The following is a 19,193-nucleotide window of genomic DNA, read 5'->3' on the forward strand; positions in this document are numbered from 1 at the left end:
AGTAGCCTTTAAACGGACTCTGCTGTTTGCGGGCTTGTTGTATTGGAAGAAGACTTTGTCGACAGGTAATGACGAAAGTACGATCTCAGACCAGCGTAACGCTCTGGTGCTTTCTGGAGGGGGTGCGCGTGCGGCGTATCAGGCAGGAGTATTGCGGGCCCTTTCTGAATTAGTACCGGAAGATAATCCGCGCCCATTTCAAATAATCTGCGGTACTTCCGCCGGAGCTATGAATGCGATGCTTCTCGCTTCTCATACTGGCACTTTTAAAGAAGCTGTCGACAGGATGTGCTCGGTTTGGTTGGGTCTCAGTGTGGAGCAGGTGTATTGCACTAGCTGGCGCAGCCTGCTGGGGAATTTGTTTTCCATCAGCCGATCGTTATTAAATCAGGGTGTTGGCCGGCAGAAACCGTTAGCTCTGTTGGATAATAGCCCTTTGCGCGAATTGGTAGAGGGGGTTATTGATTTTAATAATATCCAAAAAAATATAGACGCAGGACATTTACGCGCAACCAGTGTGAATGCGCTCTCCTATAGCGAAGGTCAGTCAGTTAGCTTTTTTCAAGGTGCTGAAGATGTGAATGGGTGGCAACGATTTCGTCGTTTTGGTGTTCCGACTCGACTGACATCCGATCATCTGCTGGCGTCTGCAGCTATTCCGGCAATTTTTCCGGCAGTGAAGTTGGATGGAGCCTATTTCTGTGATGGTGCTATCCGCCTGATGGCGCCAATCAGCCCCGCTTTGCACTTGGGGGCCAAGCGTGTTTTTGTGGTGGGTGTTTCCGACAATCGCTCCCCTGTGCACTGGGGGAGCCGTAACAGTCCTGCACCGATGCGCTCTCCTTCCATGGCACAGATTGCGGCTCAGCTTTTTAATGCGGCATTTATTGATAGCTTGGAAGCTGATTTGGAGCATTTGGATCGAGTCAATATGCTACTCGATTACGCCGATCAGTCAGATCACGCTGACCTTAAACTCTTGCGCCCTGTCGAATCTGTAGTAATTGAGCCTTCGCAGAGCTTGGGGCGCCTTAGTGGTCGCAAGCTTGGCCACCTTCCCCCGGCACTTCGCTGGTTGTTTCGTTCAACGGGTGCAACTAATCCAGAAGGTGGTGCATCAGCCGCCAGTTATCTATTGTTTGAAAAACCTTATATTGAAGAGCTTATTGATCTCGGCTATCAAGATGCTATGTGGGAGAAGGATAAGTTGCGTAGTTTCCTGCAGCCGGCACCAGAAGGTAAAGTTGAGCGCAGAGGGCTATTTGGGATGCGCGGTAAATCTCAGGAAGAGGCGTCTCAGGATAATTCGCAAAGCTGAATATGCCGGTTCTTGTTGGAATCTGTCTTAAAAAATCCAGTCACACGTGTTGTGCGGGGTGCTGCCGTTTCCGTCCAATGCAGATTCCTCGCGGGGCGTGAAATACTGCAGGATGCTGCATTTTCATGTCATTTGAATATGAATAAAAAGTAATTTTTATAGCGCTATTTATCAGAACGACAGATTTAAGAAATTAGTTGATTTTTTTGCCTTAATGGAGTGAGGCTCTATATTTGATAGAGGTATTAGTTTTACTGGGCGTTTATACGAGATGTTTTCAGCGTTAGTACTCGTGACTTTTTTTTCGTTTGGCGCGAGCAGCCATGATTTAGGCCGAGTGGTTGGCGAGATTGACCGAGTTGAATATTCCGGTGGAGGGCTGGTAATTTCAGGGTGGGCTTGTCAAAAAGGTTATAATAAGCCACTTAGTGTCAGTCTTTATCTGGGTGGGTCAATGGAGAGAGGTCAATACCCAGTTAAAAGAACAAAAGCAAGTCGAGTTTCTGGGGATTCCATCAGAAATTTGTGCGGCACCCATATAACTTCTCATCGCTATCATTTCTACTTGAATTATGAGGAGATGCAGCGTTATGTAAGAAAAAAAATTTATGTTTATGGCATTTCTGTTACTGAAGGCACAGGTCGCCGACTTATGCGCTCAGGAAAATACAGAGTGGGAATTCCCTATATGAGGTATACGGACAGCACGTTGCTGCGTAGAAACCTTAATACAAAACCCGCTGTTACATTCGATGATAATTACTTAAATCTTGTTTCATTGTCCGCAGGGAATTATGCATTAAAAGCGAGATATATCCCTTTTGTGAAAGGTTCTGAGCGAATTGTTAAATCTGTCCAGTTGTCCAGGTCGGTAGCCGAGGCGACGCTGTCATATGATGTTAAATTTGATCATGATTTTGAGTTTGTATATGGAGGGAAACTGCATGGCCTTGGGGGAGGGGGGCAGGCTTCTGGATGTCTGCCAGTTGATCCCAAAAGCTGGAGTGTTCGAGTTATTTTTGGGGTCGAAGGTAGTGTAAGCCTTTATGCTTATCATCAGGATAGAGTGGAGCGCTGTGGTGATGGATATCGGGGGGATAGCAGTTTCAAATTTGAGTTGGATACCTGGTATAGAGTGGAGTTGTTTGTGAAATTGAATAGTGACTCCAATAATGCAGATGGCTATATTGAATTGTTTATTAATGGAGCCAAAGTCGTTGAGAAGAGTGGGTTGCGACTCACCGGTGATAACCGAGTAGCCATTAATAAATTTAAGTTTAATACTTTTCATGGGGGCAGTTCTACACTGTGGTCTCCCACAAAAAATGTTTATGCCTACTTTGATAATATCTCTGTGCGTGAAGGGCGAAAAATATATGGACTGAAAGGATTTGAGTGTGAGAGTAAGAATAATGGTATTTATAGTGGAGTTGGGGCCTGTTGTTCCAGTCTATGTGGTGCCTGCGGAGGAGCGGGGTGCGGCCAATTGAATGGTGAGAGTGAAGCTTGTTGTACCTCTGAAATCCTTAATTCAGCGCCTCTGTGTTCTTATCCCGACCAAATGGCGCCCTGCGTTCTGTAGGCTTTTTCAAGGTGGCGGCCAGAAGAGTTGCGTCAGATTGTGGTTGTTTCAAAATTAATCTAGCTACAATTCCCACTTGAGCTGCTTTAATAGTAGTGAAAATTCACCACGAATAGCACTTTCAATTCTCAGCTTAGTATTGTATTTGGGGTGCTTTAGTACCAACTCCAAGGCATGTAGCAGTAGACGGGAACACCCCAGACGGTTGGCAAAAAAACGATTGTGCGTGGATTTTCCGTATTTAGGGCATCCGATTAGTGGGTGCTGTATATGTTTGAAGTGCCTTCTAATCTGATGTCGCCGTCCGGTTTTTAGTTGTACTTCGACTAATGAATATCTACTTGTCGGGTAGCGATCAACTTCATAGGGAAGTTCAATCGTTTTTAGTCTCTTAAAAAGGGTCGTGGCTGGTTGCCGAGGCAAGTCTGCTTTTGGGCGCTTTCTCTGATGTTTAAAGTCTGCTACTGGCGCTAATGCATGGTCTATGGTTCCCCCCTCTGAGCAATAGCCCCTGCATACGGCAATGTATTTTTTAACCGATAAATCACTTTCAAGTTGTTTCTGGAGTTGGGCGGCGATATCTCCACTCTTAGCAAATATAATAACGCCCGAGGTTGGTTTGTCTAACCGGTGTACCGGATATAGAAAACCTCCACACTGGTTGCGCAGATATTGCAGAAGAATTTTCTGTTCATGGCGATCGATGTCTGAGCGATGGACTAGCCATCCCTCTGGTTTGTAGGCTGCAAGTAGGTAGTCGTCTTCAAAGAGAATTCGTGGCTCATTGGTCGTCATTATGTTGTGTTCGTCGCCAGTTTGATGTTGCTGAGGGGGATTTTATTGCATGGAATGAACTGGGGCTATATTCGAGATAAAAAAATATCCGGTTGCTGTCAGTATATTTTTTTAAGGATCCCGTTAGAATTGGCTTGACATGATGTGGTAGAAGCATAAACTGCATGTGAATTTCATTGTTGCTCCATTTTTTGGAGTAACATTCTAACTGGTAAGATTTTTCGATATGGGTCGCACCCACTAAGGAGCCGTGAAATGCGAAGTGTAAATACTAAGACATTGTTCGTTTAGTCGCTTTTCATGTGCTTGCGCTTGGAGAGTGAATTTGCTTTCCAAGCCAGACCTCTTTAAAGCCCTGGCAATTGCCGGGGCTTTTTCGTTTCGGGGCTTGGAATGCCGTTTTAATCTAGTGGATTAATCCAGGGATTTATTATGCCTGTAAAGACTTTGCTAAATGGAAATGCGCCGCCTGGTACAGTCCCAGTGAAAATTTACGCTGAGGATATTGAGCCTGCAGCGCTTCAGCAGTTAAAAAACATAGCGCAGCTACCTATTGTGCATTCCCATATTGCCGCAATGCCTGATGTGCATTTGGGTAAGGGGGCGACAGTAGGTTCTGTAATTCCAACGGTCAGTGCGATTATTCCTGCCGCCGTTGGGGTGGATATCGGTTGCGGAATGAATGCGGTGCGTACATCGTTATTTGCCCATCAGTTGCCAGACAATCTAAGAGCATTGCGGGATGCCATTGAGGTGAAAGTGCCGGTTGGTCAGAGACGACATAAACTGATCAGCGCCAGGGAATCTGCCTGCAAAAATTTAGCTCCCGGTGTGGATAGGTTGTTTTCAAAGCATCCCGGGCTGATGAAAAAGCTACGTCAGCCACAAAAAACCTGGGTAACCCAAATGGGTACTCTGGGTGGCGGTAATCATTTTATCGAACTTTGCCTTGATGAAAGTGGTGCGGTATGGGTGATGTTACACTCGGGAAGTCGAGGTATTGGCAATGCTATTGGGCAGTATTTTATTCAAAAGGCTCGCCGTGATATGTCGGGCCATATGCACAATCTTCCGGATAAGGATCTGGCCTATTTTTCTGAGGGGTGTGAAAACTTTGAAGAGTATATTGAAGCAGTTAATTGGGCGCAGGAGTATGCGAGACTGAATCGTCAGGAAATGATGAAGTTAGTTCTCGCGTGCTTGAGGGTGCAATTGCCAGCATTTACGCTGACTTCTGAGGCTATTAACTGCCATCACAATTATGTAGTTCGTGAGAACCACTTTGCTCGGGATGTGTTTGTAACACGGAAAGGGGCAATCAGTGCTCAGAGGGATCAACTGGGAATCATTCCAGGCTCAATGGGGGCTAAGTCATTTGTGGTGCGGGGTCTCGGTAATCCGGAATCTTTTTGCTCTTGTGCTCACGGAGCCGGGCGTAAAATGAGCCGCTCGGCAGCGCGCCAGAGGTTTTCGCGGAGAGATCTTGAGGAGCAAACTCGAGGCATTCAGTGCAGAAAAGACAGTGGGGTTTTAGATGAAATTCCAGCTGCTTATAAAGACATCGATACAGTAATGGAAAATCAGTCTGATCTAGTGGAGGTTGTGCATACCCTACGCCAGGTAGTCTGTATTAAGGGCTGATTTATTATTTCAATTACAATGCTACTAGCCAATTGTGCGGGGGGAGGCATCAATGTAATTTTTGACTAAAGCGTCGTGTTTTGGCAAATCAACCCTTTATTAACAATGATCAGGTAATCTCAGGTGAAGAGAGAGACAAAGAATGAAAAGCTGCGTAGTTATGTAGCAAGGAATCCGTTGCTCAGGAAAGGTGGGCCTCACGTAAAGGCCAAGTCTTCTGTTCGATTTTCAAGTAAGCAGAAGCTTCGCAAAGAGGTGCGGGAGTTGAAAGACTCTCGCTCCGGTGGGTCTATCTTTATGGCTTTTGTATTGCCCGTCTTCTGCTAATCAGCCCCACTCCTTGGTTCCGCTTACACCTTTACGGCCAGCTGGGAAGGGCTTCCACGTATACCCAGCGTCTCTTATAGAGTTTAAACAGTGAAACCTCATGAATCAGGTGCTCCTGATTATTTTCCGTATACCACGCCTTAAATTCGACCACGGATCTCTTCAAGCCAGCCTTGCTTTTAACCACTTCCAAACGTGTCCACTGAGTCTCGATATCCTCGGCTTGTAGATCGGGACAGGTGTCTGGGTGCCAGGTTTTGTGCAGGTACTGAATATTGCCCATTGCAAAAGCGGTGTATCGACTGCGCATCACTCGTTCGGCGGTAGTTGGGTAGGTTTTTCCTGACAAGTAGAGTCCGCAACAGCTGTTAAGAGGCTTGCCAGAGCCGCAGGGACACAGTTGATCCGTCATAAATCATTCCTATAGGTTGAGCTAAGCGCTCACGTAACACTTTTTAACCGAACTTTGCGCCGAAGAATCGTAGCATAGCTTGACGTTTTATCTGCTCGCGTTAGTATACCGACCAACTGGTTGGTTTTGCTGGGTGAAGTCCGGGAGGTCATGTGTCGAGAGTCGATAAAGCTGCCATTGTGCGTGCAGCAGAAGAGGTGGTTAGAGATAGGGGGGCGCATAAGCTCACCCTAGATGCTGTTGCGGCGCAGTGTGGGTTGAGTAAGGGCGGTTTGATCCACCACTTTAGAACCAAGCAGTCACTCCTGAAAGCCATGTTGGAGGCTGCGATCGCTCGAGAGGATGGCAGCGTCTCAGCATACGTTTCATTGGGAGATAGTCTTTTGGTTTCCCGCCTCAAGTGTATTTTTGAGTTGATGGAAGATGACGAAGGTCTACCCCGTTCGCTGATTGCGGCGGTAGCTGAAGATCCTGCACTGCTGGAACCCGTAAAAGATAAAGAGGTACAGCGACGTCGTAACATATGCGATGTGTACAGTGACCCGGAAATGGCTGAGCTGCTGATTCTGGCGGCACAGGGCATGTTCCTGGGGCGTGTGTTGGGTGTCGTTGAGCCTGAAGATCCCATCATTGAACGTTTGCAGGGACGTTTACTGGCGCTCTCCGCCGATCTCGCGTGAATGTTGGCCTCCAGTTAATCAATTTTGTGGATGATGAAAATGAAACAATCGGTAAGTCCCCGTTTATCACTGGCTTTTTTGGTGGCTGCAGTCACGATTCTTGTTGGTTGCTCCGAGTCGACGCCGGAGCAACAGAAGGCAGAGCGCCAGTGGCCGGTAAAGGTTGCTAGCGTTGTTAACAGCGGTGAAATAAAAGATCGTCAGTTTGCCGGTCGCGTTAAAGCGGTTCAGAGTGTCGACCTGTCATTCCAGGTCGGGGGCAAGCTCGCCAAGCTCAGTATTCGTGAAGGTGAGATTATTCCTAAAGGAACATTGATCGCTGAGCTTGATGATCGGGATTACCAGCGTAGAGTAAAAGAGGCTCGGGTAAATGTGGAGCTACTGGAGAAAACCCTGAGTCGCCAGAGCTCCCTTGCAGGCTCAAAGGTGATTTCACAGCAGCAACTGGATGAAACAAAAAGTAATTTTGACCTTGCCAAAGTTACCCTCGACCGAGCGGAGCAGGATTTGGCATATACCCAACTACGAGTACCTTTCGATGCACTGGCTACCCGCCAATTGGTAGAAAATTACACCAATGTTCAGTCCGGCCAAGCAATTGTCCGCTTGCAAAACATCTCTGAAGTCCGAATTCAGATCTCTGTGCCTGAAAAGATGTTGGCAACTGTCCATGAAGAACAGGTCAGTTCGGTCATTGCCACTTTTGAGTTTCTACCGGGTAAGGAGTTTAAGTTGGAGTATCGTGAACACCAGGCTGAGGCAGACAGCGTTACGCAGACTTATGTGGTTGAGCTGGGTATGCCTCGTCCCGAGAATGTACAGATTCTCCCCGGTATGACAGCGCGAGTGAATGTAAAGCTGAAGGGATCAAGTGGCGACCTCTGGATACCGTTGTCAGCAGTTCAGTCAGGGCCGGAGGGGAAACCCTACGTATGGCAGATTAGTGCAGATCAGTCGGTCGTTAAGGTTCCTGTAGCCTTGGGTCGTACCGATGGTAAGTCTGTTCAGATCACAGAGGGGCTAAGTCCCGCGATGAAACTGGTTGCCGCAGGAGGTCAGCACCTCTACGAAGGCGCAACAGTCCGCAATTACGCACAGCACTAATTGGTGTGTCAGTTCTAGCCCTGTTAACAGTAGGGAAAATGTTGTGAAGATTTCTGACGTATTTATTGAAAAACCAGTATATGGCTGGTTGTTGATGTTGATCTGCCTTATCGGTGGTCTCTGGGGGCTTTCAGACATTGGGCGCCTGGAGGACCCGGCATTTACGATCAAAGAGGCACGGGTATATACATTTTACCCTGGGGCCAGTGCTCAGCGGGTTGAGGAAGAGGTTACTGAGAAGCTCGAGGTGGCGATCCAGCAAATGGGTCAGCTCGATAAGGTGAGCTCGACCTCAAGTCCGGGCATGTCTGAAATTCGGGTTGAGATAAAGGATCAGTATGGTTCTGGTGAATTGGCCCAAGTTTGGGATGAGTTGCGCCGAAAGGTTAATGATGCCCAAAGTGACCTCCCTAGTGGTGCTTTGCCTTCAGTCGTTAATGATGATTTTGGAGAGGTATATGGTATCTATTACGCGATTACCGGGGAGGGGTTTTCTCAAACCGAAATGCGTGAAATTACCAAGGCGATTCGCCGGGAATTACTCGGTGTGGAAGGCGTGGCAAAAGTATCCCGTTCTGGTATCGTCGATGAGGTAGCCTATCTGGATATTGACGAATCGCGTCTTGCTCAGTTTGGTTTTTCATTGGACGATATAGCGCAAGTCCTGCAGTCAGAAAGCTCCACTCAAAAAACAGGTGAGATTGGCGGTCAGGATTTGCGCACCCGTATTTTGGTTGATAATCCCGCGAGTGATCTGGAGGCTATTCGCAATATCCTTATGGGGGTGCCTGGCTCTACTGCGATGCTGGCAGTTCAGGATATTGCTGATATTTCACTTGGATACGATGAAAGCCCCAATTTTATCGCCCGCTTCGACGGAAAACAGGCGATATTACTTGGCGTCGCTGGAGCTAAAAATACCAATATCGTGAATGTTGGTAAGGCGGTTGAGGCTAAGTTAAATGAAGTCAAAGAGGCGCTGCCCCTAGGAGTGGAAGTTCATCCGGTGTATGACCAGCATCGAGTGGTAGAAGAGAGTGTAAATGGCTTTCTGTTTAACCTTATCTCTTCTGTAGTGATTGTTACCCTGGTGCTTTGCCTATTTATGGGCTGGCGGTCCGGTGTCGTGGTGGGCACTGTACTGGGCCTTACGGTTCTGGGCACAGTGCTGATTATGAATTTGTTTGGGTTAAACCTGCAGCGAATTTCTTTGGGCGCTCTAATTATTGCGATGGGTATGCTGGTTGATAATGCCATTGTGGTCGCCGAAGGGATGCTAATGGGGGTTCAAAGGAACGAAGAACCCAAAGGCGCGGCTCGCCGGGTAGTGGGCCAGACTTTCTGGCCGCTTCTGGGAGCAACAGTTATTGGAATTATGGCATTTTCTGGTATCGGCTTATCTGATGATGCCACTGGTGAGTTTCTCTTTTCCCTATTTGCTGTGATTGGTATTTCTCTGCTGCTCAGTTGGATTTTGGCGGTAACGGTAACTCCTTATTTAGGGTATCACCTGTTTAAGCCGGGTAAGGAAACTGATGCCGATGATCCTTACAGTGGTCGCTTCTACAATATGTATTCGGCCGCATTGGCAGGGGCTCTTAAGCGTCGTGGACTGACTGTTACCGTGCTTGTGGCGGTTACCCTGGTAAGTTACTTTGGCTTTGGTTTTGTAAAGCAAGGTTTTTTCCCAAACTCAAATGCCCCTCTGTTTTATGTCAATTACTATATGCCTCAGGGTAGTGATATCAACCGCACCGATAAGGCGCTCCAGCAGGCTACAGAGTTCTTTAAAGAGCGGGACTCTGTGGTTTCTGTAACTGCGGTAGCGGGTCGCGGAGCCGATCGCTTTATGCTGACTTACGCCCCTGAGCCGCCTAATGCCTCTTACGGCCAGCTAATTGTACGTACCGAAAATCGTGAGCAAATTCCACAGTTGATCGAGCGCGCAAAATCACAGTTACGTGAAGTGCAGCCTGAAGCGCTGATTACTTTTAAGCGCTTGGTGTTTGGTCCAGGCGGTGGGTCTGACGTCGAAGTACGTATCTCTGGTCAGGATTATAAAACGCTACGCGCACTTGCATTAGGCGTTGAGGATCAATTCCGCGAGAAGGGGCTTGAAGATATCCGTCACGATTGGCGGGGACGGGAGCCGACAATCCACGCCCATCTGGATGACGAACGCGCTCGTGTGGCTGGGGTGACCAATGCTGATGTCAGTCGCATGATTCAGTTCGCCACGACAGGCTATACCGTTGGTGATTTTGAAAGTGGCGATCGTGTTATTCCGATTATCGCCCGGATGCCTGAAAGTGACCGTAATCAAGTGGGCTCTTTAGAGGACCGCTTGGTGTGGAGCCCCAATGAGCAGGGTTATGTTCCTGCTGGGCAGCTGATAACAGCTTTTGAGGTAACTGCAGATGAAGGGTTGATCCAGAGGCGTAACCGGGTGCCGACAATTACCATTAGTGCTGACGCGCCGAAAGGTGTAACGGCTATGGCTGCTTTTGGTCGAATTCGCCCCTGGGTTGAAGAGATGAAGCTGCCCCTAGGTTTTAAGGTTGAGTTTGGTGGTGAATATGAAAGCTCCACTGATGCGCAAAAATCCTTGGGTAAGGGGTTGCCGCTTGGTTTCCTGATTATGATACTGGTATCGATCTTGCTATTTGGCACTGTACGTGAGCCCGTCATTATTTGGTTGGTAGTGCCAATGTGCTTGGTGGGGGTGGTCGTAGGGCTATTGATGACTGGGTTGCCCTTTGGGTTTATGTCACTTCTAGGTGTGCTTAGCTTGTCTGGTATGTTGATTAAAAATGCGGTGGTCCTAGTTGATGAGATCGAAGTACAGATTCATGCCGGTCTACCCAGAATGACGGCCATTCAGCGGGCAAGTGTTAGTCGATTACGCCCTGTATTTCTTGCTGCTGTTACCACCATTTTGGGAATGTCCCCTCTATTGTTCGATGCTTTCTTTGCAGATATGGCTGTGACGATTATGGGGGGCTTGGGCTTTGCCACGGTCCTGACCTTGATCGCAATTCCGGTATTCTATGCCATATTTCACAAGGTTAAAGCTGGCGAAGTAATCGGTAGTGAGGCGGAAGCAAAGATAAAATCGCAAAAAGTATCTGCAGGCGAGCCTGTATCTGCATAGTGCTTATCGAAGTGTAGGGCAAGCTTAAATCAGTCCCGCCCCCTATCTGGCCAGTTGGGGTTCGGGACTTTTTCGTTTCGCCATTCCAGTTTCTTTCTCTATTTTTACTCCGATACATATTTTCTAAAACTGTGGCTATAGATTTCTTTTCGGGAGTATGAATTTCTACTGGACCGAAAAATTAATCAGGGTGGATTTTGACGGAGTGAGAAACTCATTCAGGAGGAGGGTTGGTGGGGGTGTGTTTTATTTAGTTTTTTATCACTTGTAATGAAACCTTATTAGGCTTGTCATTAAGTCTTACCCTAGATTCCCACAACAACCGAGACACTTGGCGATAGCGAAGGAGGCCAGCTGGCTGTAGGCGGGTTAGCTTCCACACAAACAAGCCAAGAATCCCATGGGAACCCACACCAGCCAGCTGCCCCCAAAGAACGATACCAGATCGAGGTCCTCAACGGGCAGAACTATTCAGCCCGAGCCATTGCGCAACAACTCAGTCGTTCAAACAAAACCATTTCCCGCGAGCTGAACTGCTGTAGCCCTTACAGTGCGGAGAGCACTCACCGACAGATGCTGCAGCGGCGGCACGGAGCGCGTAAGTACACTAAGTTCGATTTCGCCATGAAAGTACAAGTCGACCACCAGCTGAAAAACGCAAGTTCAGAACAAATTGCCGGGCGCATACGGCTTGAGAAGTGCGGCAAAGCAGTCAGCTGTTCAACCATTTACCGCTGGGTTAAACGGCTCAACTGGCGGCCGCGTCTGCCGCGAAAAGGCCCTGAGGCTGGAGTGAAGCTCATTCCAGGGCGTATCGATATTGACGAACGTCCGGCGATTGTTGATGACAACATCGAGCTTGGGCACTGGGAGGGCGACACAGTTTATGGTCAAGATGGCTATCTGGTAACCTTGGTTGAGCGAGTCTCCAAATTATTACTCACTCGCAGAGTATCAAATAAGAGCAAGAAGACAGTAAGCCGTGCAATCAAGCAGGTGCTGAAGCCTTATCAGGCAGTGTGTAAAACCATAACCTTCGACAACGGTGGCGAATTCGCGGGCCACCAGTCGATCGCGCGGAAACTAGGCTGCAATATATATTTTGCCAAGCCGTATCACTCGTGGGAGCGCGGGTTGAACGAAAATACCAATGGTCTGCTGAGGCGTTTCTTCCCAAAAGGAATGGAACTTGGCAAGTTGTCGAAAAGTCAGATTGATGATGCGGTGTTTCGTATTAATGCCCGGTCAAGAAAAATGTTAAATTATTGGAGTTTGCTGGAGTTTTTAGCGGGCAGGCGTGTGTCGCTTATGTTGGCAATCTAGGTTTCAGCGCAGAGACCGGCAGCTGCATCTGAATGCCGTCGGGCAATGTTAAATCAACAGAAGCCTGTAAAGCCGGTATAGTCACCGGCATTAGCTTGGGTCGTTGCTTTTTCTGCTTGTTGCGCCAATAAGTAAAGGTACTGAGCTTGAGCTGGTGATGCTGGCAGTATGCCGTTTGGGGAAGATCGCTGCTGTTCCAGGCACTGATATGCTCCTGCCAGAAATCGGATTTGCTCTGGGCGCTCATTGAGAATTCCTGATCGTTAAAAATCAGGAGAGTAGAGAAAATCTGACTGGTATTTTAGATGGGGTTACTTGATCGCTTAGTTCACTGCCGCCACCGCCACCGCTAGATAAATATATCAGGGGGTTATTTTTTTTGGCCCCGAAAACTGTTCTTGCTTCTTTGCGTGTGAGGCTTTGTTCTGGTTTAATTCCGTGAATCTTATCAACGAAAAAAGAATTGGGGTGAAGCTCAAGTGGGTTTCCTGCAGTTTGTTGTTCTGGAACAATTGCGCGATCGTATAGTTTCAAGGTCTGTTTTACTATTTGCGTTATTGTTTCAGGTTTTCTATGGCGATCAATAAACACTGTAGACTTGGTCGGGGATTTGATGTGGGAGAATTCGTTGTATGAACCTCGGGGGTTGGTATCCAGGACTAGGCAATCTGGTGAATGCATGGCAATAAAGTTACTAACCTGAGCTTTTATCCTGGCCGTCGTCTTTCGTACGGGAAGGTTTAGCTGTCTTATCATTGTTTTTGATGGGAGTTTAGTGGTTAAAAACTTGGAGGCGATAGCAGGTGCATCTGTTGTGATCAGGAAATTAAAATGTGGTTCTATACCAACTGCGCTGCATATTTGAACGGCTTCTTCGGCAATATTATTGAGTCTGGTAATGTGGCCAAGCCCCGTTCCGTTTATCGCATAAAAAACAATCTTAATTGTCTGCTTGTTCATATTTAATCAACCACGAATACAACTTGCTATTTCATAATATGTAAGGGTGTGCTGAAACGTCGACCTGTCCGCAGTTGTTTGATATTTAAGGATAAATGTTTATCAAAGAGGAGGAAGGTGATCGTTAACAAAGGTTGGGAGTATGGAGCCAGATTGAATAGCTAGGTGCTATTACAATGGATTACATCAATTAAAATTCTATCGCTGACATAGGCATATTGGATTATAAGGTTTATTTTTTGCTAGAACTTTAATGGTGAAAAAATAGACAATTGATGTCTTTTGCTTCCCTCTGGCCTTTGGTCCCGCTTGTAAATTTTTTCTTGATTTGAACCGGCGCATACACTCAACGTCGATTCTCTTGTAACCTAGCACTCTGATTTGATTGGTAGTTGATGTATGAGTATTCGGTCAGTTTCAAGGCTTCTATTAGGTGTATTTGCGTGTTCGTTTAGTGTTTCTGGATTGGCTGCGTCTTATGACAGGGCAGAGTGGCTGCCTAAATGGTCAGATCCCGACCGGGATTGCCAGGATACTCGTCACGAATTGTTGGTTCGCTACTCTCTTTCTCCGGTGACATTCACCCGGTCTAGTCATTGCAAAGTGGATACTGGGTTGTGGCTGGACCCTTATACGGGTGGTTTTTTTCTTAAGGCTTCAGATCTTGATGTAGAACACATCGTACCTCTGAAATGGGCCCACGACCATGGTGGGGCCAGTTGGACGCGCAAGCAAAAGCAGGGATTCGCAGAAGATAGTGAAAACTTGTGGCTGGTGGATGACGGTCGCAACCAGAGTAAGGGTCACAGGGGACCGGATAAGTGGATGCCTCCTTATATGCCAGTAAAACAGATTTACCTTAAGCGGTTTATGGCGATTGTTGAAAAGTACGGTTTACAGCTAAGTGATGAGGAGGTGCGCCACTACCAGTCATTGATGGTCGATGGTTGATATTTACCGGGGGGGTATGACTGGATTGTAGCTTCCGCTAGAATTTTGTCGTTTCACGATAAATAGCAGGCTGTTATGCAGCACCCCCCCAATCAATTAATCGAGTATTTTCGGCGCTGTTACCAGGCCGATAGTTACGACCTTTCGTTAAACAATATTTTAAATCTCAAGGTGAGTCGGCGCCTATTCTCTGAGGAGCAAGACTACTTGGGAGCAGGGCAGTTGCCGCGTATACCCTTGGCCGGTGCTGCTGGGGCGAAATTACTGGAACAAGCGGATTCGCATAGAAAAGAGCGGCGATTAATTTACGGCTGCCTGTTCATATGTGGTAGTTACGCACACCAGGGCAGTCTGGCAGCAAAGCGTAAGCTCTGCGCGCCGCTGATCTACTTTCCGGCTAATGTGTATTATGAAGAAGAGCACTACGTGGAGATTAACCACGCAGATGCTCGGGTCAACCTACCGGTATTGCGACAGCTCCTAAAATCCGATGTGGAGTCCTCAACAACAGACGGTTTTCCAGCTCCGTCCTCAGCGATCACTTCGGCTGAACTGGGCGCTATTGGCCGCTGGTTGGGTCAGTTTACGATACTGGAAAATATTGAAGAGTTGGGGCGCTGGCCTAAGTTGGAAGCGCAAGCTGTAGTCGAGCAGTCTGTAAAGTCCTCAGGGCTATCCTTGGTATCTGCAAGTGCGGTTGTTCTTGCAGATCGATCCAGGGGGGCTAGAGGGGTGCTGCATGAGCTGCAGCTGTTGACCCAGGAAGTAAATCTGTCAGCCCCCCTGCGACAATTATTGGGAGGGCGAACGGATACGGTTTGGGAAAGCGTCAGTGAGCCCGAAATGTTGCCGGGCTTACTGAGTGCTGTTCAAGAGCGGGCCCTGAAGAATGCTGCCCGCTATCCCTTGAGCCTTGTGTCGGGCCCGCCCGGCACAGGTAAAAGCTTTACCATTGCGGCAATGGTCATTGACCGGATACTTCACGGTGAGAGTGTGCTGGTGGTATCAAAAACATCGCAGGCATTGGAGGTAGTGCGAGATAAGTTGCGGGTTGACTACGGTCTCACCCAGGGTTGCCTGCATGCTGAAGAGAGAGGGTTTGCGCAGAGTTTGAAAGCCCGCCTTAACTCTCTTCTAAAGGAGGGGGTTGAGGTGCGAGCGGAAACTCCCTCTCAGGCAAAGCGGGCAGTTAAGCGCGCTTATATTCAATTACAGCGGCTAGAGGTTCGCTTTTCCAGAGCACTGCGTCTGGCTCGTTTTGTGGGCGCTGGCCGATTGGCGCAATGGATAGTTCATTATGGAGCAGCGCTATTGGGTAGCCGGCTCAATGTTAGAAGTCTCTGGGATTTTCAGGAGCAGATCGATAGCTGCCGGCGTCGTTTTGAAAAGCTGGCAGCGCTCTACCTCAATACATACCGCCAGGAAAAACTACGCATTTTATTGGAAGAGGAGAGAGGTACGCTAGCTAGCTTCCTTCAGGCGCTTCGGTCGCGGAGTTCAAAAGTTCAGGCTGAGCGCTTTGCCCAGACAGATATGCGGGTGGTGTTACAGGCTTTCCCTATCTGGCTTGTCGAGGCTGATGAGCTGAATGAGGTGATGCCACTACTGCCCACACTGTTTGATGTGGTGATATTTGATGAGGCAACTCAGTGCGATGTCTCTAGTGCACTTCCGGCGCTATTCCGCGCGCAACGTGCGGTCATAGTCGGCGATGGTAAACAGTTGCGGCATGTTTCCTTTTTGTCTGGTAAACGACAGTTGGGTATCTGGCAGGGGGTCATGGGTGAGCCTGATTTACCGGCAGGCCTGAGCTATAGGGAGCAGTCACTTTTAGATCTGGCTTCCGATGTTATACCGACCCAGAAAGCGGTGGTGATGCTCGATGAGCATTACCGAAGTGCCCCTGAGTTGATTGCATTCAGTAATCACGCATTTTATGCCGACCGCTTAAAAATAATGCAGGCAAGGCCAGTACCTTTGTCGGAGTCAGCACTGGAGTTTCACCCGCTATGCGGTAGGCGCGGCAAAAATGGCAGAAACCGGGCAGAGAAGGATTGGGTTATTAAGCAGTTGGGCAGGCATTTTGACCGCTACGCCTCCGCTTTAATAAAGCCTTCCGTCGGTGTTTTATCACCTTATCGGGACCAGGTGGAGTATCTGGAGGTCGAGATAACTAAGGCATTTGCACTTAAGCAGTTACAGGTTTTCTCTGTGCGTGTGGCCACGCCTTATGGTTTTCAGGGGGAAGAGCGGGATTTAATGCTGATTTCCTTGGTTGTAGATAGTCAGTCGTTGCGTGCAGCCAGTTACCTGAATCGTGCGGATATGTTTAATGTTGCTATTACGAGGGCGAAAGAAAGGCAATTGGTGGCGCTGTCTATTGACCCAGAAGCTCTGGCTCCCGATCACCTTCTTCGTCGGTATGTCAATTACACCCACTTAGCACCTAGCCTCAGAGGAGGGGAGGCGTTTGTGTGCAGCTTTTCGCGTGAAGTTAGCCGGGTACTGAGTGATGAAGGAATTCCCCATTGGATAGGCTTCCCTGTAGCTGGGCAGAGAGTGGATGTGGTGTGTGAGGTACGAGGAAGGTTTCTAGGGGTCGATTTGATCGGTTTTCCTGGCGACTATGAGTCACATTATAGTAACCGGGTCTACAAGGCTTTGTACCGGGCAGGAATCCCTGTGTTACCCCTGCCATATATCAATTGGCTGAGGGATAGGGAGGCTTGCGTGGCACAGTTGCTCGCCGCCCTTCATGGAGAGGGCGGGCGCTGACTGGTGGTGTTTGTAGATGAATGAGTCCGGCAGTTTCTGATTTAGACGGGTGAGCGCTTAAATATTACCGGGAGTTCTTCGGTGGGCCCGAAATGAAAGTTGCGCCGGAGCTGCTAATCTTTCAGGAAGCTTTGAACAAAGTCCCGAGAGTGCGCCTATGAAATCCCGGTTGCTGAATTTCTTTATTTGGCTGGTTGTGCTTGCTGCTGCACAGGTCACTTTGGCTGATGCCCAGCAGGTGCAGGGGTTGCGCAGCCCCACTTTGAGCTTCTGTCAGGCGCGTTTTTATGAGGAAGATGAAGGGCGCCTTTACTGCAACTGGGCGGTCAATTTTAGATATGCCTGCTTTGTGTGGTGGCCAACCAATAAAGTGATTCCTGCAGGTGCGAAACTGTCAGAGCCCGAAGTGGTTGGCAAATGTGGTAACGGTGAGCCTGTGGTCAAACTGCAACACTACTAGGGCGCTTGGTGCAGAAGTGCGGCTGACTTTCAGCGTTATCGATTCACTTTTAATGATGTGAACTGGCTTTGGCCTGGAACTTTTACTCAAGCCCAGTCGTGCAACCAAAGTGTGATGGCGTGTACTGGTGTCTGGGGGACCGGCGTGTTAGTTTTTCGTCTGGTCGGCATAGAGTCCTCGATCTTGCAGCTCGCGGGCCTGCTTGAGGATTTCAAGCATGGCGCTGTCCTCAGCTGACATGGCATCGATGATGGCCGCCAGCAGATCTGCTGAAAACATGCATTTGCTCACTTTGCTACGCAGGTTTTCCGGCGTCATTGAAATTCCTCTCTCGGCCAGTGCTTGGGCGAGATCCCCATACCGCATGCCTTTTAGCGCCATCGATGCGCGTACATAACGGGCTATGGCCTTTTTGTAGGGGGTCAGTGCTTGCTGATTGCTCAGGCTTTGCGTGTGGTCCATGGGCTCTACTCCGTCCTATTTCATTATCACCAATGTGGTAAATATTATCTTTATGTGTATTATTTGCAACATTAGTTTGTAATAAGTTATTGACCGCAGATTTTTTGGTGCTATATTTGTGACCAATATTCCACAGAGAGGGAGTTGAAATGACCTGGAACAATGAGAACCTGCGCCAATTGGCGGAAAACCATACTGGATGGGTGGTGGAGTCTGAGGGGGATTGCCTCAGCATTTCCAACGATGAAGGCGTCGATGCATTTGTTTACGTTGGCGAGAAGCAGATCGTGGTAGAGAGTATCCTGTTTCCTGTAAGCCAGGTAGATGATGTGGCAGCACTGAATGAAATGGTTCTGCAAACGCATCAGCTGGTGCCGCTGACGGCCATTGCGATCAAAAATATTGGTGGTGAAAATTACTATGTCGCTTTCGGTGCTCTTTCAGTATCCAGTAAGGACGAAGTTGTAATCGAGGAAGTTGAAACCCTGTTTTCCAATGTAGGGGATTTCCTGGATTTGTATGCCGATCATTTTGAAACGGAGGGTGTAGCATGAGCCTAAGAAGAATTTGGACTGCCTTAAAAGGCGCGGTAAACGAAGGTAGTGAAGCAGTAGCGGACAGCCAGTCAATACGTATTCTTGACCAAGAGTTACGCGAGGCAAAGGCAGAATTGAAAGCTTGCGATGAAAATCTGACTAAAATCATGGCTAAGCGCAAACTTGTTGAAAGCAAGGTTCAGGCGCTGAAAGCCGATGTTGAGACGTACAGTACTCACGCCATCAATGCGAGTGAAAAGGGCGATAATGCGCTTGCTCTCGAATGTGCCGAGCGCGTTACGGAGCTGGAAACCCAGCTTGAGACTGAACGCAGCATTCTGGATGGCTTCCTGAACTCAGAGACTACCCTCAAGGGTAATATCACTCAGGCCAAGACCAATGTGCGCCGTATGGAGCAACAGATCGACCAGATTAAGGCCACCGAGTCTGTGCAGAAGGCGCAGGTAGCTGTCTCCTCCCGTCATATGGGCGCCAACAGCAAAATCAAAACAGCGTTGGACAGTCTGGACAGGATCAAAAATAAACAAGAGCAGCGTGCTGCAGAGCTTGAGGCAGCTGAAGAGCTGGCCTCCGAAGAAACGGACAGTAGTCTCGATGCCAAGCTGAAAGCGGCGGGTATCAAGCCCGGCGGTGAAGTGAGTGGTAATGACAAATTGGCTCAACTGTTAGCGGGCCGCGAAAAGGCTTAATACAGT

At 48.4% G+C, this 19,193-nt stretch carries 17 protein-coding genes; 12 read left to right on the forward strand and 5 right to left on the reverse strand.

The window, feature by feature from the left end:
* Positions 1 to 55 precede the first annotated feature (55 nt).
* The gene (locus tag MO867_RS03035; RefSeq protein ID WP_252464494.1) at positions 56 to 1,318 is read left to right on the forward strand and encodes a patatin-like phospholipase family protein; all 1,263 of its coding nucleotides are present in this window, start codon (positions 56 to 58) and stop codon (positions 1,316 to 1,318) included.
* A gap of 271 nt (positions 1,319 to 1,589) precedes the next feature.
* A complete protein-coding gene (locus MO867_RS03040) occupies positions 1,590 to 2,900 on the forward strand; it encodes a polysaccharide lyase (protein ID WP_252464496.1) in 1,311 nt (436 codons plus the stop codon).
* Positions 2,901 to 2,963: 63 nt separating this feature from the next.
* On the opposite strand, the gene MO867_RS03045 is transcribed toward MO867_RS03040, so the two are convergent.
* Positions 2,964 to 3,695, reverse strand: coding sequence for a pseudouridine synthase (locus MO867_RS03045; RefSeq protein ID WP_252464497.1), 732 nt, complete (start codon positions 3,693 to 3,695; stop codon positions 2,964 to 2,966).
* Between the two features lie 432 nt (positions 3,696 to 4,127).
* Between MO867_RS03045 and MO867_RS03050 the strand changes: the two genes are divergently transcribed.
* Positions 4,128 to 5,336: an RtcB family protein gene (locus MO867_RS03050; protein WP_252464499.1), complete on the forward strand. Its 1,209-nt coding sequence runs from the start codon at positions 4,128 to 4,130 to the stop codon at positions 5,334 to 5,336.
* Positions 5,337 to 5,694: 358 nt separating this feature from the next.
* Here MO867_RS03050 and MO867_RS03055 read toward each other — a convergent pair whose 3' ends face one another.
* The gene (locus MO867_RS03055; protein WP_252464501.1) at positions 5,695 to 6,075 is read right to left on the reverse strand and encodes a YchJ family protein; all 381 of its coding nucleotides are present in this window, start codon (positions 6,073 to 6,075) and stop codon (positions 5,695 to 5,697) included.
* Between the two features lie 152 nt (positions 6,076 to 6,227).
* Between MO867_RS03055 and MO867_RS23770 the strand changes: the two genes are divergently transcribed.
* The 4 genes from MO867_RS23770 (at position 6,228) to MO867_RS03075 (ending at position 12,333) form a co-directional block, all read left to right on the forward strand.
* Positions 6,228 to 6,755, forward strand: a complete 528-nt coding sequence (locus tag MO867_RS23770; protein ID WP_252464503.1) for a TetR/AcrR family transcriptional regulator — start codon at positions 6,228 to 6,230, stop codon at positions 6,753 to 6,755.
* Between the two features lie 39 nt (positions 6,756 to 6,794).
* A complete protein-coding gene (locus tag MO867_RS03065) occupies positions 6,795 to 7,859 on the forward strand; it encodes an efflux RND transporter periplasmic adaptor subunit (protein ID WP_252464505.1) in 1,065 nt (354 codons plus the stop codon).
* 43 nt (positions 7,860 to 7,902) lie between these two features.
* Positions 7,903 to 11,010 (forward strand): efflux RND transporter permease subunit, encoded by a 3,108-nt coding sequence (locus MO867_RS03070; protein WP_252464507.1) that lies wholly within the window; start codon positions 7,903 to 7,905, stop codon positions 11,008 to 11,010.
* Between the two features lie 354 nt (positions 11,011 to 11,364).
* Positions 11,365 to 12,333 (forward strand): IS30 family transposase, encoded by a 969-nt coding sequence (locus tag MO867_RS03075; RefSeq protein ID WP_373565858.1) that lies wholly within the window; start codon positions 11,365 to 11,367, stop codon positions 12,331 to 12,333.
* Here MO867_RS03075 and tnpA read toward each other — a convergent pair.
* Together tnpA and MO867_RS03085 are read right to left on the reverse strand one after the other, a co-directional pair.
* Complete coding sequence (gene tnpA, locus MO867_RS03080) at positions 12,317 to 12,580, reverse strand: IS66 family insertion sequence element accessory protein TnpA (protein WP_252464508.1); 264 nt, start codon at positions 12,578 to 12,580, stop codon at positions 12,317 to 12,319. The two genes, MO867_RS03075 and tnpA, sit on opposite strands and share 17 nt — an antisense overlap.
* Before the next feature lie 23 nt (positions 12,581 to 12,603).
* A complete protein-coding gene (locus MO867_RS03085) occupies positions 12,604 to 13,293 on the reverse strand; it encodes a hypothetical protein (protein WP_252464510.1) in 690 nt (229 codons plus the stop codon).
* Between the two features lie 399 nt (positions 13,294 to 13,692).
* Here MO867_RS03085 and MO867_RS03090 point away from each other — a divergent pair, with 399 nt between their 5' ends.
* The 3 genes from MO867_RS03090 to MO867_RS03100 all read left to right on the forward strand — a co-directional run bounded on the left by MO867_RS03090 (position 13,693) and on the right by MO867_RS03100 (position 17,479).
* The gene (locus tag MO867_RS03090; RefSeq protein ID WP_252464511.1) at positions 13,693 to 14,244 is read left to right on the forward strand and encodes a GmrSD restriction endonuclease domain-containing protein; all 552 of its coding nucleotides are present in this window, start codon (positions 13,693 to 13,695) and stop codon (positions 14,242 to 14,244) included.
* 75 nt (positions 14,245 to 14,319) lie between these two features.
* Positions 14,320 to 17,019, forward strand: coding sequence for a DEAD/DEAH box helicase (locus tag MO867_RS03095; protein WP_252464513.1), 2,700 nt, complete (start codon positions 14,320 to 14,322; stop codon positions 17,017 to 17,019).
* A gap of 157 nt (positions 17,020 to 17,176) precedes the next feature.
* A complete protein-coding gene (locus MO867_RS03100; protein WP_252464514.1) occupies positions 17,177 to 17,479 on the forward strand; it encodes a hypothetical protein in 303 nt (100 codons plus the stop codon).
* A gap of 147 nt (positions 17,480 to 17,626) precedes the next feature.
* On the opposite strand, the gene MO867_RS03105 is transcribed toward MO867_RS03100, so the two are convergent.
* Entirely contained in the window at positions 17,627 to 17,941 is a 315-nt protein-coding gene (locus tag MO867_RS03105; protein ID WP_252464516.1) for a DUF6471 domain-containing protein, read from the reverse strand.
* Positions 17,942 to 18,090: 149 nt separating this feature from the next.
* On the opposite strand from MO867_RS03105, the gene MO867_RS03110 reads away from it, so the two are divergent.
* Both MO867_RS03110 and MO867_RS03115 read left to right on the forward strand, forming a co-directional pair.
* Positions 18,091 to 18,495 carry a DUF2170 family protein gene (locus MO867_RS03110; protein WP_252464518.1) on the forward strand — a complete coding sequence of 135 codons (405 nt, stop codon included), beginning with the start codon at positions 18,091 to 18,093 and terminating at the stop codon, positions 18,493 to 18,495.
* Positions 18,492 to 19,187, forward strand: a complete 696-nt coding sequence (locus tag MO867_RS03115) for a PspA/IM30 family protein (protein WP_252464519.1) — start codon at positions 18,492 to 18,494, stop codon at positions 19,185 to 19,187. The genes MO867_RS03110 and MO867_RS03115 overlap by 4 nt, the downstream gene beginning before the upstream one ends.
* Positions 19,188 to 19,193 lie beyond the last annotated feature (6 nt).

It is taken from the genome of Microbulbifer okhotskensis (genome assembly GCF_023895975.1).
Classification (GTDB): Bacteria; Pseudomonadota; Gammaproteobacteria; order Pseudomonadales; family Cellvibrionaceae; genus Microbulbifer; species Microbulbifer okhotskensis.

Bases quoted from the DNA above. Each gene is read 5' to 3' on its own strand.
- MO867_RS03045 (WP_252464497.1), bottom strand. From the start codon at position 3,695: ATGACGACCAATGAGCCACGAATTCTCTTTGAAGACGACTACCTACTT.
- tnpA (WP_252464508.1), bottom strand. From the start codon at position 12,580: ATGAGCGCCCAGAGCAAATCCGATTTCTGGCAGGAGCATATCAGTGCC.
- MO867_RS03050 (WP_252464499.1), top strand. From the start codon at position 4,128: ATGCCTGTAAAGACTTTGCTAAATGGAAATGCGCCGCCTGGTACAGTC.
- MO867_RS03090 (WP_252464511.1), top strand. From the start codon at position 13,693: ATGAGTATTCGGTCAGTTTCAAGGCTTCTATTAGGTGTATTTGCGTGT.
- MO867_RS03115 (WP_252464519.1), top strand. From the start codon at position 18,492: ATGAGCCTAAGAAGAATTTGGACTGCCTTAAAAGGCGCGGTAAACGAA.
- MO867_RS03095 (WP_252464513.1), top strand. From the start codon at position 14,320: ATGCAGCACCCCCCCAATCAATTAATCGAGTATTTTCGGCGCTGTTAC.
- MO867_RS03110 (WP_252464518.1), top strand. From the start codon at position 18,091: ATGACCTGGAACAATGAGAACCTGCGCCAATTGGCGGAAAACCATACT.
- MO867_RS03040 (WP_252464496.1), top strand. From the start codon at position 1,590: ATGTTTTCAGCGTTAGTACTCGTGACTTTTTTTTCGTTTGGCGCGAGC.
- MO867_RS03055 (WP_252464501.1), bottom strand. From the start codon at position 6,075: ATGACGGATCAACTGTGTCCCTGCGGCTCTGGCAAGCCTCTTAACAGC.
- MO867_RS03100 (WP_252464514.1), top strand. From the start codon at position 17,177: ATGAAATCCCGGTTGCTGAATTTCTTTATTTGGCTGGTTGTGCTTGCT.
- MO867_RS03105 (WP_252464516.1), bottom strand. From the start codon at position 17,941: ATGGACCACACGCAAAGCCTGAGCAATCAGCAAGCACTGACCCCCTAC.
- MO867_RS03085 (WP_252464510.1), bottom strand. From the start codon at position 13,293: ATGAACAAGCAGACAATTAAGATTGTTTTTTATGCGATAAACGGAACG.
- MO867_RS03065 (WP_252464505.1), top strand. From the start codon at position 6,795: ATGAAACAATCGGTAAGTCCCCGTTTATCACTGGCTTTTTTGGTGGCT.